General features: G+C 47.2%; 14 protein-coding genes. 9 read left to right on the forward strand and 5 right to left on the reverse strand.

What is annotated here, in order from left to right:
* Positions 1 to 115: 115 nt before the first annotated feature.
* Complete coding sequence (locus ACJJIO_RS07000) at positions 116 to 1,192, reverse strand: MBL fold metallo-hydrolase (RefSeq protein ID WP_444910569.1); 1,077 nt, start codon at positions 1,190 to 1,192, stop codon at positions 116 to 118.
* A gap of 138 nt (positions 1,193 to 1,330) precedes the next feature.
* Here ACJJIO_RS07000 and ACJJIO_RS07005 point away from each other — a divergent pair, with 138 nt between their 5' ends.
* The 3 genes from ACJJIO_RS07005 (at position 1,331) to ACJJIO_RS07015 (ending at position 3,142) form a co-directional block, all read left to right on the forward strand.
* Positions 1,331 to 1,942, forward strand: a complete 612-nt coding sequence (locus ACJJIO_RS07005; RefSeq protein ID WP_444887253.1) for a TetR/AcrR family transcriptional regulator — start codon at positions 1,331 to 1,333, stop codon at positions 1,940 to 1,942.
* Between the two features lie 141 nt (positions 1,943 to 2,083).
* Positions 2,084 to 2,509: an N-acetyltransferase gene (locus ACJJIO_RS07010; RefSeq protein ID WP_444910570.1), complete on the forward strand. Its 426-nt coding sequence runs from the start codon at positions 2,084 to 2,086 to the stop codon at positions 2,507 to 2,509.
* A gap of 33 nt (positions 2,510 to 2,542) precedes the next feature.
* Positions 2,543 to 3,142, forward strand: a complete 600-nt coding sequence (locus ACJJIO_RS07015; RefSeq protein WP_444910571.1) for a macro domain-containing protein — start codon at positions 2,543 to 2,545, stop codon at positions 3,140 to 3,142.
* Positions 3,143 to 3,238: 96 nt separating this feature from the next.
* Here ACJJIO_RS07015 and gbpA read toward each other — a convergent pair whose 3' ends face one another.
* The 4 genes from gbpA to ACJJIO_RS07035 all read right to left on the reverse strand — a co-directional run bounded on the left by gbpA (position 3,239) and on the right by ACJJIO_RS07035 (position 9,114).
* Positions 3,239 to 4,726, reverse strand: a complete 1,488-nt coding sequence (gene gbpA, locus ACJJIO_RS07020) for an N-acetylglucosamine-binding protein GbpA (RefSeq protein ID WP_444910572.1) — start codon at positions 4,724 to 4,726, stop codon at positions 3,239 to 3,241.
* A 706-nt stretch (positions 4,727 to 5,432) separates the two neighbouring features.
* Complete coding sequence (locus ACJJIO_RS07025) at positions 5,433 to 6,272, reverse strand: DUF417 family protein (RefSeq protein ID WP_444882839.1); 840 nt, start codon at positions 6,270 to 6,272, stop codon at positions 5,433 to 5,435.
* A 230-nt stretch (positions 6,273 to 6,502) separates the two neighbouring features.
* Complete coding sequence (locus tag ACJJIO_RS07030) at positions 6,503 to 6,871, reverse strand: cupredoxin domain-containing protein (protein WP_444882840.1); 369 nt, start codon at positions 6,869 to 6,871, stop codon at positions 6,503 to 6,505.
* Entirely contained in the window at positions 6,871 to 9,114 is a 2,244-nt protein-coding gene (locus ACJJIO_RS07035) for a heavy metal translocating P-type ATPase (RefSeq protein ID WP_444910573.1), read from the reverse strand. Before ACJJIO_RS07035 ends, ACJJIO_RS07030 begins: the two co-directional genes overlap by 1 nt.
* 216 nt (positions 9,115 to 9,330) lie before the next feature.
* Between ACJJIO_RS07035 and ACJJIO_RS07040 the strand changes: the two genes are divergently transcribed.
* From ACJJIO_RS07040 to ACJJIO_RS07065, 6 genes are all read left to right on the forward strand, one after another.
* Positions 9,331 to 10,662 carry a DnaT-like ssDNA-binding domain-containing protein gene (locus tag ACJJIO_RS07040; protein ID WP_444910574.1) on the forward strand — a complete coding sequence of 444 codons (1,332 nt, stop codon included), beginning with the start codon at positions 9,331 to 9,333 and terminating at the stop codon, positions 10,660 to 10,662.
* Complete coding sequence (locus tag ACJJIO_RS07045; protein ID WP_444882843.1) at positions 10,574 to 11,239, forward strand: replication protein P; 666 nt, start codon at positions 10,574 to 10,576, stop codon at positions 11,237 to 11,239. Before ACJJIO_RS07040 ends, ACJJIO_RS07045 begins: the two co-directional genes overlap by 89 nt.
* Positions 11,240 to 11,595: 356 nt before the next feature.
* Positions 11,596 to 12,099, forward strand: coding sequence for a GNAT family N-acetyltransferase (locus ACJJIO_RS07050; RefSeq protein WP_444910575.1), 504 nt, complete (start codon positions 11,596 to 11,598; stop codon positions 12,097 to 12,099).
* A 35-nt stretch (positions 12,100 to 12,134) separates the two neighbouring features.
* A complete protein-coding gene (locus ACJJIO_RS07055) occupies positions 12,135 to 12,542 on the forward strand; it encodes a hypothetical protein (RefSeq protein WP_444910576.1) in 408 nt (135 codons plus the stop codon).
* A 701-nt stretch (positions 12,543 to 13,243) separates the two neighbouring features.
* Positions 13,244 to 13,438, forward strand: a complete 195-nt coding sequence (locus ACJJIO_RS07060) for a hypothetical protein (RefSeq protein ID WP_444910577.1) — start codon at positions 13,244 to 13,246, stop codon at positions 13,436 to 13,438.
* A gap of 15 nt (positions 13,439 to 13,453) precedes the next feature.
* On the forward strand, positions 13,454 to 13,660 hold the full coding sequence (locus tag ACJJIO_RS07065; RefSeq protein ID WP_444887267.1) for a hypothetical protein: 207 nt from the start codon (positions 13,454 to 13,456) through the stop codon (positions 13,658 to 13,660).
* Positions 13,661 to 14,430: the final 770 nt, after the last annotated feature.

Below are 14,430 nucleotides of genomic sequence, written 5' to 3' on the forward strand. Positions count from 1 at the left end.
GTACTCAGTCAGAGCCCTTGCCCATAACCCTCGTAGCTCCGGTTATGAATACAAATTGTTTATCCATCTGCACTTCCCTCTTGAAAGAAACTCAACTGAATTGGCAAGACCGTATTTATGGTTGAGTAGCCAGATCGATCTGCCCTTCAGCTATAAACTTCCTCCACCAGGCCTGTGTCGGGGCGGGCGTACGCACATTCACCGGAGCACCGATAACAGGCGTAAGAACTGTTGCCCCATGAGCTTCTGCGGCCACTGACGCGCGCTCTAGGGGTTCAAACCAATCGTGCAGGGCAAGATCAAAAGTACTGTTGTGGATAGGAACCATGGCACGGCCACGCAAATCCAAATGAGCCTGCACACTCTCCTCCGGTAGCATATGGACTTCACTCCACAGATCGTTGTAAGCACCGGTTTCTATCAGGGTTAGATCAAAGGGCCCGAAACGCTCCCCGATTTCCCGAAAGCCACCGAAATAACCACTATCACCGCTAAAGAAGATTCGTGTCTCGCGTCCTGCAATTACCCAGCTGGCCCACAAGGTTCTGTCCCTATCAGTAAGGCCGCGCCCGGAAAAGTGTTGCGCCGGAGTGGCCGTCAATTGCAGACTGCCTAATGAAAAGGACTGCCACCAGGCCAGCTCGATAATCTTGCCTGAAGCGACTCCCCAATCCCGTAAGTAATCGCCTACCCCTGTAGGGACAACAAAGCGTTCAACTTTCTTATCCAGGGTGCGCACGCTGGTTTTATCCAGGTGGTCGTAGTGATCATGGCTGATTATTACGGCTTTTAACGCCGGCAAATCTTGCAGAGACAAAGGTAGCGGGTGGAAACGTTTCGGCCCCATCCACTGTACTGGTGAAGCCCTCTCACTGAATACCGGGTCAGTAAGCACAAACTCCCCATCAAGATGGATCAAAACGGATGAGTGCCCCAGGCGATAGATCGTGGGCTGACCCTCATTATTTGTGAGTATTTCCTTTGTGATCGTCTGTAGGGGAAGAGGTGCTCTAGGTACCGGTGCCGCCCTGTCAGCACGGGCATAGGCTGCAATGATGTCCACCATCTTACCCAGCCCCGCTTTATAAACGGTCTCCGTGTTTTGAAACTTTTGCGGCTGTGTAGCACAGCTATTAAATAGACCAACGGACATACCTATCACTCCTAGTAATAACCACCAGCGCTTCTTCATAGATACCACCAAGTAAACTATACAGTGCAGTTTATTATCGATAGAAGAAAAAGTAAACCAGTTAGTGTAAAATTAATCACTTAGATTAATTCCCCGCCAGGTAGCTTTCCTGACGCAAGCAGAGATATCGAGAGTCACATGAGTGAAAAGAAGCCGACCAGAAGCGAAATTAAGCGCCAGGCCATTATTGATGCCGCTAAGCAGGCCTTTCAGGAACTGGGCGTTCAGGGAACCAGTATGGATGAGCTGGCAGCCCGCGCCCAGGTGTCCAAGCGCACGGTATATAACCACTTTGCCAGCAAGGAAGCCTTGGTGATGTTTTTGATTGGCGAGCTCTGGCAGCAGGCAACCCAATCCCCAGGCTGTGACTACAACCCGGATAGCGACCTTTATGCTCAGCTACACACGCTTTTGGCGCTGGAAATTAAAACTATCTGTAACCCGCAGTATATTGAACTAAACCGTATGGCCTTCGACTACTTCTTCCACCAGCCGGAAGCCCTGCGTCAGGAAATGGAAAAATACAAAGCCCATGAAACCGGCGTACAACGCTGGATTAAAGCCGCCGCAGCCGATGGTCGACTGAAGCCACTGGACCCAGAAATCGCCAGCGGGCAGATACACAACTTAATTAAGGGAAGCTGTTTTTGGCCACAGATGTTACAACTCTCCGGCCCGCCTAGCTCAACCGAACAAGCCGCACTGGCGGAGCGTACTGCGGAGATGTTTTTGAGTCATTATCAGGTTTAATACTCAGATTGGAAGCTCTAAATAGCAATCAGGATTCCCCAGGAAACTCAACTGCAAAAATGAATCAGGCATGTCAATATCGTATTAATCTTCCCTTAGGCTATTGAGCCTAGGTTTAATGGCTCAGGATATATACTGACAATGATTAGAAGCTACAACCCAAACGACATAGAGCCCATCTTAAATATTTGGCTAAAAGCCTCCATTAGGGCGCATAATTTTATCGCAGCTGACTTCTGGGAGTCTCAAATAGATATTATGCGCGACATCTATATACCGAGTTCAGAAACATATATCTATGATATACACTCAAAAATATCCGGCTTTTACTCTCTAGCTGACAATACTTTAGCCGCGCTTTTTGTGGACCCAGAATTCCAAGGCCAGGGCATTGGGAAACGGCTTATAGCGCACGCTAAATCACAGAGAAACCCGTTAAACCTAACGGTTTACAAAGAGAATGTTAATAGCTATCAGTTTTACCTATCTCAAGGCTTTCACTCACTAAAAGAGCAAGTAGATAATCATACGGGACATATTGAGTGCTTGATGAGCACAAAGATATAAAGTGCCTAACTCCTCAAATATAAGTAAAAGACAATGCTCCCTGACAAGATATATTTAATCGACAAATCAAAAGAGCTGACTCAAGCATGGCACCAGGCTTTTAGTGATATTGAGATTTTTGAAATTATTGAGGGTGATTATTTCTCAAAACCTGCCGATGCAATGGTAAGCCCAGCAAACAGTTTTGGAATTATGGATGGAGGCCTCGACCTGCCGATTAGAAATGAATTAGGGTTTGAGGTGGAAGATCAGTTACAAGAGCGAATTAAATCTGATTTTCATGGTGAACTGCCCATTGGATCAGCAATAGTGATTTCAACCTCGAATGCCAACTGGCCTTACATGATTTCTGCCCCCACTATGCGTATTCCTGAGGACATATCAAATACCATGAATGCCTACTATGCTTTCAGAGCCATTTTAAACTCAGTAAAACTATTCAATAAGTCAGGCCCCACGAAGAAGATAAACTCCATAGTTTGCCCAGGCTTGGGCACTGGCATTGGGAATTTACCGGCTAGGCGTTGTGCTGGCCATATGCGAGCAGCCTACAATTACTTATCCAAACCTCCTAGAATTCCCAGCTTTAAAGAAATTCATGAAACCCATAGAAAACTGCAAATCACATACTAAATAGAGCCAGTGCCCTATTGGAGTAGCTCAACGTAAGTAATGCACATCGTAAAATACAAAAAGGCCCCTAGTGGGGCCTTGTTTGGTTAGTTGGATTTATAATTTTTCCCAGGCCATCTGCCAGTAGCTACCTCTGCCAGGTTCATACTGGTTTGCACTTCTGCTCCACTGGACACAGTAGCCAGAATTAGGGAAGGGCTTACATTGATAAATATTCCCATCACTGCCCATTACTTTAGTTCCTGCCGTATAGGATTTTAGACCTTCGGGGAAAACAAAGTCGTAGTCACCTGCTGGCGGTGGAGAAGTTTCGTCTTCCATCAAGTGGAAATCTTGTGTAGTTTGATCAATCAAATTGCCATCAATATCTTTTGTCACAATAACAAGCATATGATGGCCAGGTTCAGACTTTGAAAGTGTCAAAGTCCTATCTAATCTCTGACCGTCACTCATATTAACTTCATAATTAGCCAGTGTTTCACGAGCATGGTTCAAGACTTTTAGCTCAGCCCTGATATTTCCTTTTGCCGTGAGAGTAAGCTGTAGTGAGAGTGAATCATCAGATATTGTGTACATATCCTCAAGTCCTGACACATTTAAATCATAATCTGGTGTTGGACTATTGATTTCATAATTAATTTCAACACGCTCTAAGCCACTGCCATCCTGTAAATATATTGGGTTTGAGCCAAAGACAGGGCTAAATTGATCTTCGCCATTAAACTGGCCTGCGCGAATACTGGTCTGTTCTTGATTGATTTTGGTTGCAAGGTCATGTGCCCAGTTATTAGCCATACCCTGCTCATCAGTAGCAATTTCCAGCACTGTTGCATAAGCTGGCTCTTCATTACTGCTACTATAAACACGTGTGGAAACTTTATCGCCAACTTTTAAGTTTTGTGTTGGATTAATTGTTCCACCTTGATTCCATTCTGATTCGGGTATGCCATCGCCATCAAATTCTACGTCGATAACATTGTAAAAGGCCGCGGCTGTATCAGCCACATCCCACACAGCAAGGATAACTTGGTACCCATCTCGCTCAGGAACCAAGCATTCGTGATGCATATCAATGGGTGGCTTTTGATTATTTCCATCAATAGTACAGAATGGATTTAAATCAAATGAAGCTCGGGATAATGGTTGATTGGGGTTCCAATCCGGTTTGGTAATATAATATTTCCAGTCACGAGCTACGTGATTCGCGGTAAAGTGCCACTTAAAAGTTTGTTTACCAGCAGTTATGGGAGTTTTCAGCCAGCGGTCAGCAGTTTGTTCATTTAATGGTGACCATACATTACTACCGGCACTAGCGATCATGCCATCAGCCGGGCCACTCTCTGGAAACCCTTCGGGCCCTTCAACACTTTGCGGCTCCCATTGAACGGCTCCACAATTTATGTTTTTTTGACCTGTAGAGGCTAGAGGGTATTTACATAAAGTACCCCGCGCAGATGCCACACCTCCACCATATTCTTCCACGTAGCCATGGCCAATTGTATTAGAGCTGACCCCCACCAGAATCATCGCCAATAGAGTTTTGTTTAATGCAGGTTTCTTCAGTGACGAAACCGCTTTTTTCATTCGTAAAGTCATATCAACAGCTATTATTTATGCATGTGCGATTTCCTTCCTGGGTTTATTTACTTCCTTATTTTTGCCCGACCAAGTAAACATCGCTTTATTTAAAAAATACTTGTGAGGCGTTATTGTCAGGTTAATGGACTTTGACCTTTAGATACGGTTCCAAATAATTTCGCAATTATGCAAACATAGTGAAAATTTGTCATCAAAAGCCATACTGCCATTTTGAGAAAGGAATAAATTATTCATGTAAGGGAATTTCTATTTAAGCTTACTGTCATGACAAAAGAAAAATAAAACCACGTATAAATATTTAGAAAGATCTAGACATATAGGCAACGGGAAGTAACTACCTAGACAGCAAGAAAATCTCTATGAATATATGACTAAAAATTAGGAATTGTTCTTAAAAAAATAATCAAGACTAGAAGACCAATAAACACCTCATTTTTATTTAGTAGTCATAAAGCGACACATCCCTGTGTTACCTAGACATATTCACTCAGTAGACGAGTCTTCTAAAAACTGGCTAAAGGGCAAAAAGATTAAATCATCCATATGTTATGCCGCCATAAAAAGTCTACTGAGAGGCAGGGGCAGAAGGAAATGAAACCCTCAAGGCCCAACAGCCAAAGTAGTGATTTATGCTCCAAAATAAAAAATACTACTCTTTACGCCTCAATATCTAAGATTAGACGCAACCCTGTTACTTACCGGTAACTGAGTGACTTAGGTGCTTACGGATATCGATCATTATTAGCAGATTGGCGATAAACCAAAGATCTTTAATAATAAATATGCCACTAGAGGCCAAAACTCCTGGGCTTTGCCAGCTTCCGGGATAGCTGAATAGAAAAGTCTGAGTTGTTACAAACACCGCACCACAGAGCAGTATCCCCGGCCAAAACAGGGGCCGGATGACTAACCCCAAAGCCAGAATGATCAGAGCGATCAAGTCATAAATGCCAATCAGATTGGAGGCCTGTTGTATATTAAAGAAATTATAGAGCCATGCCATCAAGGGTGAACTACTCACCAGGCCCTCAATACCCTGGGCTTCTATTGCAGTGAACTTCATTCCGCCAATCCACAACAGAACCAACCCCACAGGTAAATAGTTCAGCCAGATATAGCGCATTGACTGACAGGCACTGCAGCTCAACAGTGTCAGACCAATCGCGGTGAGGGCAAAGTACTTGATCACGCCCTGCCCGGAGCCAATAGCTGGAAACCCACCGAGGCTATCGATCCAATGCGCACTTCCGAAGAGACTTAACAAAGGGACCAAGGACATACATATAATCAAGAGTGCCAGGGGGCGAATATATTGTGGTTTTAACAGTGATAGCAGGGCTAAAACCGCAGCTACCGCAAAGAGAAGTGCTACGGCAATTCTTACGATGTGCAAGCCCGCCTCACTATTAACGCCATAAAATCCGAAAATGGAGGCCAGGCCCCCATTCTGGCCAAGAAACAAGGCAGCAGCAATCAATGTGAATGAAAGGCCCAGCAGGGCCCTAGAAGTTTTTTGCAAAAAGGTGTTCATTATTTAGGGACCAAATCATAAATAGCACTTCTGGAAAACCTAGTGGCCTCCCCTCTGTCTCCTCCGGGCACTTCCCTATGCTTCTTTGACCCATTAAGTGTTCTAAGTCGGGTTAGCTGTGAAGGAAGTGCCTGAAGGCCTATTAATGTTGTCGGTCCTGATTGGAAAAAATTACACCTTAATTGACTTGTTCGCAGAAAATAAACTGACCTCTTCCGGTTGAGTTCACTTTATTCCAAGGTAAGCGTCCCACGATACATCTGCATCTGGCAGCTAAAGGGGTATTTTCCCGGTTTGGCCGCAGGGATTTCTACCGCTGTTTCTTTATTGAGCGCTAGCTCAGCACTGATTTCGAGATCGGGGAAAATCACCCACTCGGAGCAGGGGCTGGGATCTTCCCGTAAAAAATGCAGGGTGGCGGCATGACCCGAAGGCAGGCGAATATGATCCGGCTCATATACGCCATCTTTGACCACTATTTGCAGTTGTTCACTGACCGCCACTGTCTTTGCCGCACCGCGCCTCGGGCCCAGCCAGAACCACCAGATGATGGCAATAATTAGCAGTACTCCGATGGTATTTACCAGGGTCGCAATCATTAGTGCACCTCCGAGGGCTTAAAGAAGCGTAGACGGTTGGCATTGCTCACCACGGTAAGCGAGGAGAGTGCCATAGCGGCACCTGCCACGATCGGGCTCAGCAACATGCCAGTGAGCGGAAATAGCACCCCTGCGGCGATGGGTATACCTAGGGTGTTATAAATAAAGGCTCCAAAAAGGTTCTGTTTGATATTGCCGAGAGTCGCCCGCGATAATTCCACCGCATTGGCGACTCCATGTAGGGAGGATCGCATCAGGGTGACATCGGCACTTTCGATAGCGACATCGGTACCGGCGCCGATAGCAAAGCCCACATCGGCGCGAGCCAGTGCTGGGGCATCATTGATACCATCTCCCACCATGCCCACACGCGCACCGTCTTTCTGCAGTTGCGCCACTATGCGCTCTTTGTCTTCCGGCAACAACTCAGCGTGCACTTTATCGATTTTAAGATGGCGGGCAACGGCCTCGGCACTGGCTTGGTTATCACCAGTCAGCATCTCCAGGCGCAGGCCCAACTTACGCAAACGGGCTATGGCCGCTGCGGCATCATCCCGAATTGGATCAGCCACAGCGATAACTCCCTGCAGTACACCATCCACTGCCGCATACATCACCGTACGCCCTGCCTCCGCCAGATTATTGGCGCGGGCCTTCCAGTCACCCAGGGGAATATTTTCCCGCTGCATTAACTTACTGTTACCGAGCAGTACCTTTTTACCAGAAATAACCCCCATCACCCCATGTGCGGTAATGGCTTCGAAATCACTGGGCTTTTGTAGATCAAGCTTTTTCTCATGGGCCGCAGTCACAACCGCCTCAGCCAGCGGATGCTCCGAACCCTGCTCCAGGCTCGCCAGCAAACGCAGTAACTCATCGCTATCGCCTTCGCTCTCGATATCGGTGAGGCGTGGTGAGCCCTCGGTGAGCGTGCCGGTCTTATCCACAACCAGCACATCCAGATTGCAGGACTGCTGCAACGCCTTGCCGTTGCGCACCAGCACACCGTACTCCGCACCCTTACCCACGCCCACCATCACCGACATGGGCGTAGCCAGCCCCAGGGCGCAGGGGCAGGCAATAATCAGCACCGAGGTAAGAACCACCAGCATATGGGCGGCGCGCGGATCCGGTCCCAGGTTGAACCAGACCAGTGCCGCCACCACAGCGATGATCATCACCACCGGCACAAAAATGGCCGAGATTTTGTCTGCCAGGCGCGCAATGGGCACCCGTGAGCCCTGGGCGTTTTTGACCATCTCAATAATTTGTGCCAGGCGGGTGTCCGCCCCCACTTTTTCCGCCCGGAACAGCAAGCTGCCGTTCTTGTTCAGGGTGCCAGCAGCCAGATTGTCCCCCTCGCCCTTCTTCACCGGTACTGGCTCGCCGGTGAGCATGGATTCATCCACCAGGCTACCGCCCTCCAGCACCACGCCATCCACCGGGATCTTTTCTCCGGGGCGCACGCGCAACTGGTCACCGGCCTGAACCTGCTCAATCGGCAGATCCACTTCTTTACCGTCGCGCAGAACCCGCGCCGAGGTATCCTGCAGCTCCAGCAGTTTCTCCACCGCCGCACTGGTACGCCCGCGAGCGCGCACTTCCAGTGCCTGGCCCAGGCTGATCAGGCCGATAATCATGGCGCTGGCCTCAAAGTACACATGGCGCGCCGCTTCCGGCAGCAGGTGGGGCACCAGCACCACCAACATGGAAAAAAGCCAGGCCGTGCCGGTACCCAGGGCCACCAGGGTATCCATAGTGGCGCTGTGGTGGCGTAGCGCTTTCCAGGCCCCGCTGAAAAATTGACCACCACAGAACACCAGAATCGCCAGGGTAATAAGCCCCATGGCGCCCCAAGCCAGCTGATCTGCGAAGCTGTTGACGGACATTTTATCGGTGATCAGGCCCCAGGCCATCAACGGCAGGCCCACACCCAGGGCGATAGCGGAGCGCCACAGTAACTGGTGATAGTGGCGCTCTTCCTGGGCACGCTGCTCTTCGCGCCGCTGGCGCTCGCTACTCTTGGCCACCTCGGCGTCATAACCCGCCTGGCGCACCGCCTCGATACAACTTTGCGGCGCCGCCGCGCCCTGCACCTTAAGGGTTTTATCGGCCAGGTTTATGCGGGCATCCTGCACCCCCGCAACACCCTGCACGGCGCTTTCAATCTTATTCACACAGCCGGCACAGCTCACGCCACTGAGGCGGAATAGTGTCTGCGCTGCTTGCTGTTCTCTCGCCATAATGCTCTCCCTCAATACCGTTTCTGGCGACAAAGTTACAACCTTACCCCAGGGGTAAGGCAACGGGTTACAGCCACAATTTACCCTGCTCTATTTCCGGGCCGCCATTATTCAGCTTAGCGGCTGGACTGGCGCGCCTTGCTCTGGCAAAAGCAGGCCATAAAGAGCCACTGTAAAGGCCGCGCAAGCCCCACGCCGGAGTGTTATTATCGCGCCATGAAACACCCCCTGCTCCCCGAAAGACCCCTGAGTATCTCCCCGACTCTGGCCTCAACTGTTGGCCTGGAGGAAGCGGTATTGCTCACCGCCCTGGGCGACCTGATACCTTTCCTGCCCGCAGAGCCCTACGCTGGGCGGGACTGGTTTACCGCCACCGGCGAGCAACTCTATCTGCTTCTGCCGTTCTGGCAGGCAGCAGATATCCAGCGGGTAGCCACCAGCCTGCGCAATCAGGGCGCCCTGATGCTGGGCGCAGCTCCTTTCGGTAGCAGTGAAGTCCTCAAGTTCACCCTGCCCAGTGAACACCGCCGCCCTACAGCCCTGGCTCAAACCCCGGAACCGAGCCGCGCCCCGGCACCAGCCAATCGCAGTGCCAACACCATTGCCCCCAGCTGGCAGCCAGATGCCGAAACTATGGCGCGCATCAGCCAGCTCGGCATCCCGGAACACTTTGTGCGGGAGCAGTTACCGGAGTTTGTCACCTACTGGCGCGAACGGGCCGAGCCACGCCACTCCTTTGGCTCACTGTTCCTGCGCCAGGTAAAGAGCAAATGGGAAGCCTTTCGCGCTACTGCCCAACGCAAGCAGGCCCTGCCGGATAACTGGCAACCGAACAACGACACCCTGCGCAAACTGGCCGACGAGGGGGTACCCAGTACATTTGTCAGCCGCGGCCTACAGCGCTTCCTCGACTACCACCGTTCCAGCGGCAAGCAATCCATTTCCTGGGATCTGGAATTCAATGACTGGATCATGGAAGACTGGGAGAAACAGGAAACTCCATTTATTGAAAAGCGCAAACCCACTGCCATGACGCGCGACTGGCAACCCAGTGAACATACCTGGGAACAGCTACAGCGCCTGGCGATCAACCCGCGCTTTGCCGCCGAACTGCTGCCGGAATTTATTTACAAGTGGACAGAGCGCGGTGGCCACAGCGCGCGCTGGGGCGAGCTGTTTATTGAGTACGCTCGCGAGGAATGGGCCTACTACTGCCAGGGTATTGAGAAAAACCCGGTAGCCAAACCCATAGCGCGCAACTGGCAGCCCGGCGGCGACTGCCTGAGCCACCTGGTGAACCAGTGCGAGATAGAGCGTGACTTCGCCCTATCACTGGTGCCGGAATTTATTATTTACTGGCGCGGCCAAAACGCCGCGCGCAAAAGCTGGGACGCCGTATTTGTGCGTCACGCTCGCCATCAATGGGCAGAACGCAACAAGTTGGCAATAGGAAACTCTTATGGCAATCCACAAGACGCCCACAACAGCGCAAACCAGCGCACCCGCGACCGCTCAATCGGCGACATACTCACAGACACAAACTGGTAATGCGCAAGATCAGGAACTGCTGAACGAAAAAAAACGCGCGATTAACGAAGTATTCGCGTTGTTTAAACTGAATTACCATAACCAGTTCAGTGCCGCATTTCCGGATACCGAAACCCTGCATCACGCAAAACGCCTGTGGCTCGAAGCGCTGGCCGCTTTTGAAGCGCAGGATATTATGCAGGGTGCAAAGCGCGCGATACTGCAGAGCGAATACCTGCCCACAGTACACAAAATGCTGCAGCTCTGCGCCGCCGGCGAAAACGGCCTACCAGAAGCCCGCGCCGCCTACCGCGAAGCCTGCAATGCGCCCAGCCCCAAAACCAATCACAATTGGAGTCACCCAGCGGTTTACCATGCTGGGCGTGAATCCAACTGGTATTTTCTCTCCAACAACCCAGAATCCATCGCCTACCCGGTATTTGCAGAGCACTACCGCAAACTTTGTGCACGCGTACTGGAAGGAGAAAAACTCAGCGCCCCGGAACAATTAAAGCTGGAAGAAAACCCCGGCACCCCGCTTTCCAAAGAAGAGAATGCGCAAAAAATGGCAGCCTTGAGGGCTGAGTTAGGTATTTAAATCTTCTTCATCCGGCGCTAGGGAATACCCTTAGCGTCCTCCCCCTCCAACACTCCTATTTCCCCACATACTCTCAAAAAATATGACCGAATCTACTGAAAGATTTAGATCACCTTGATCATTCTTTTTATCGAGCCTCCGCAAAAAGATAGAACGCCTCTTAAACTTAAAGAATTGTAGATTTATTGCTCTATCAGCCTCTGGTATGCACCATGGAACCATTTAGAAGTGGCAGATTGATTTATTTTGTTTTTTGGGAGACATTAGCGCAGAAATGCGTTTGGAATAGAAATCAAGGTGGTAGAGGTCCTGTTAATCACCATATAAATGTTTTTTCTTAGGACTATTAATCGAAAATGTCTAAAGTAAACATTCGCACTGCAAATGAGCTAGATCTGGATAGGTGCTATGAGATTGAGTCTGCATCCTATACCGGTAACGAGGCTGCAACTAGAGAAAAAATTTTAAAGCGAATTAAGACCTACCCTGATGGTTTTCTCGTTATAGAAAACAGTGAGGAAATTATTGGTTTTATTAATTCAGGAGCAACCCATAAGGTTGAACTATCCGATGAAAACTTCAAAGAATTAATAGGCCATGATCCGAGTGGAAAGATCATTATCATCATGTCTGTGGTAGTTCACCCTAAATATCAAGGGAAAGGCATGGCAAGTACGTTAATGGAGAGATTTATTGATTCCATGCGGGATATAGGGAAAATAAAAATTTACCTTATATGTCAGGCTGAACTTGTTGGCATGTATGCCAAATACGGCTTTATACACCTTGGAAAATCGGATTCTGATCATGGCGGGCTTAGCTGGCATGAAATGTCACTTACATTACAAAATACGGAGTGACAAAAAATACCAGCAATGAATATTGGATTAAAAAAATGCGTAGGAAGCGATTAAATCATTATGCAGATATAGTTTGTAAAATGTTTTTCGGCTGGCGCATGAGCAATGACCTAGAAATGATGTCCGACTTACCAGATGGCACTATCTTTGTAAATATTCTTTCGGGCGAAGCTCATCATTCTATTTCTGGCGCCGTAGATCTACATATAGCCAAGCAGATTAAATCTTGGTATAAGTATCAAAGCAAAAAAGACAGTATTGACATTTCGCAACTAGAAAGTGCCATCCTGGAAGTAGACATCGACACAGGCAAAGTAGCTACAAATAAAAAGAAAATTGTTTTATTCAATATGGAATGTCGCAGCACAATCAAAACTAATGATAAAACTTACAAGGCGATGATAAAGGATATGAAACAATGGCACACCAGAGTCATAACCTAAAATTTGGTTACTGCCAGAAACAATGGGCAACTACTAAAAACGTAATCACCGGAGTTATATCAAAAAACAATACAAACTAACAGTATGGCCATAGTGCCAGGTGAGTTTAAGGGCGTACAATCACTTAAGTACCTCAAAAACACCATTGGTATTATTAAAGTCATTACAGAACAAAGGGGGGGGCTGTAATAGACTTTCAAAACGCTAGGCTCTAAACGCCTGATCAGTGGTCAGATACTTTTTTTGAACCACGGAGACCTTCTTTACAAAAACATGCTTTTCTAATGTAATCTCCGGAGAAAGATGGAATTTAGTTACATCCAAGGGGGATGCGAATATTTTGAATGCCCGACATTAGCCTGGTGGGTTGGCCAGAAAAACATCTTCATGATGGGCATAAGTTGGCAAACAGATTTATAGAAATGTATGCAAAGGGTAAATTCCCGGAGTCCGGTATTGAGATCAAGGTCGAGGGATTGCCAAGAGGTATGCATACACAACTCAAAGATGGACACGAAAACTTAGACTTAAAAACTATCACATTGAGATAAAATACAAAAAAACAAAATAAATTGTAACTTTGAATTGAACACATACACAATGAGGACATATTATTGTAGGGTATACCGACTGGTGAAATTTACACCAGTAATGATTGAGCTAAATATTTTATGACCTTTTCCCGTTAAATGGATTTATTTATGGAAGAAAATCCTAAAAAACTAAAGTCCCTCTCACCAGGAAGATTAGAAGCAGAGTTAAGGCAAAACTTAGAGAAAATTACAGATTCTAAGTTTCACTCAATTTACATAAGTCTATTCGAATACGCATCAGGGGGATGCTCTGATGATGGTGCTATTGAATTTACGATAGAAATTGATTGTAACAACTGGTGAGAATAGAGGTAGACAATGGATTTAGATAGAAATAAAGACTTAATTTGTATTTCTGCAGAAGATCTCGAAAAATCTTTAACTGAAGTTATAGAAAAGATGACTGGAGAACAATCCTATGAAGTTTCTGTTAGCTCTTTAGTATTCAAAAGATCTGAAGGTGGAAAACAACAGATACGAATGATCGCCAAAGTAGGCGAAAAACATAGTGTTAGTGGATGGTAAATATATATTATATGGTTAGCTGTAATTATAGCCGTCACCCCCTAACGATACTCATCCGAGCATAAAATTTCAACACCAAGCCCCCTAAGTTCCTGGCAGTTTAAGTTGAACTTAGAGGGCTCGGCCTAGTTAATAAGTGAAAGTGACATTGTGATAATGATTATTCCAGCTTCAGACACCACATAATATCATGACGCAAAAAGTGTATGCGACTGTATCAAATAATGTCAGACTTATTAACTGATTTTGAGCATCAGGAAGTTATTTAGATCTCGGAAAGATCGCCGTATGCAACCTTAAAGAAAAGCTTAAATAAATTGAGAGGATAAAAAACAACTTTCATCTAAGCGCCCTCTACCAGACAAGAATAAGATAACAATTCAAAGATGCCAGCAAGCCTGCTACTTAAGCCATAAACAACACTCTATGTTTAAAGCTTACCCTATCTGGATCCTAAGGCTTTGAAAATCCTCCGTGAATAAATTGGCAATTTAAAAAGTATATTTTTCATGCCTACAGAAAAAAACTAACAATAAAATGACCAATTCTAAGTATTACAAAAAAAAGAATGATATGTTTGACCCTTGGACATGAACTTCAACATTAATTCACAATAATAGTTTTGGCATCTGTTGCAAAAAAGCATTAGAGTAGAAATTAAATCTGTCATTTAATGATACTCAGCAAGAGCTTTACTGCTCACATGGTTGCTCATGGAATAGCTTAGGTAAACTATATGATCTATTAAAACCGACATTAGGTGAAATAAG

The organism is Microbulbifer mixtoriginis (SeqCode) (assembly GCF_052467235.1).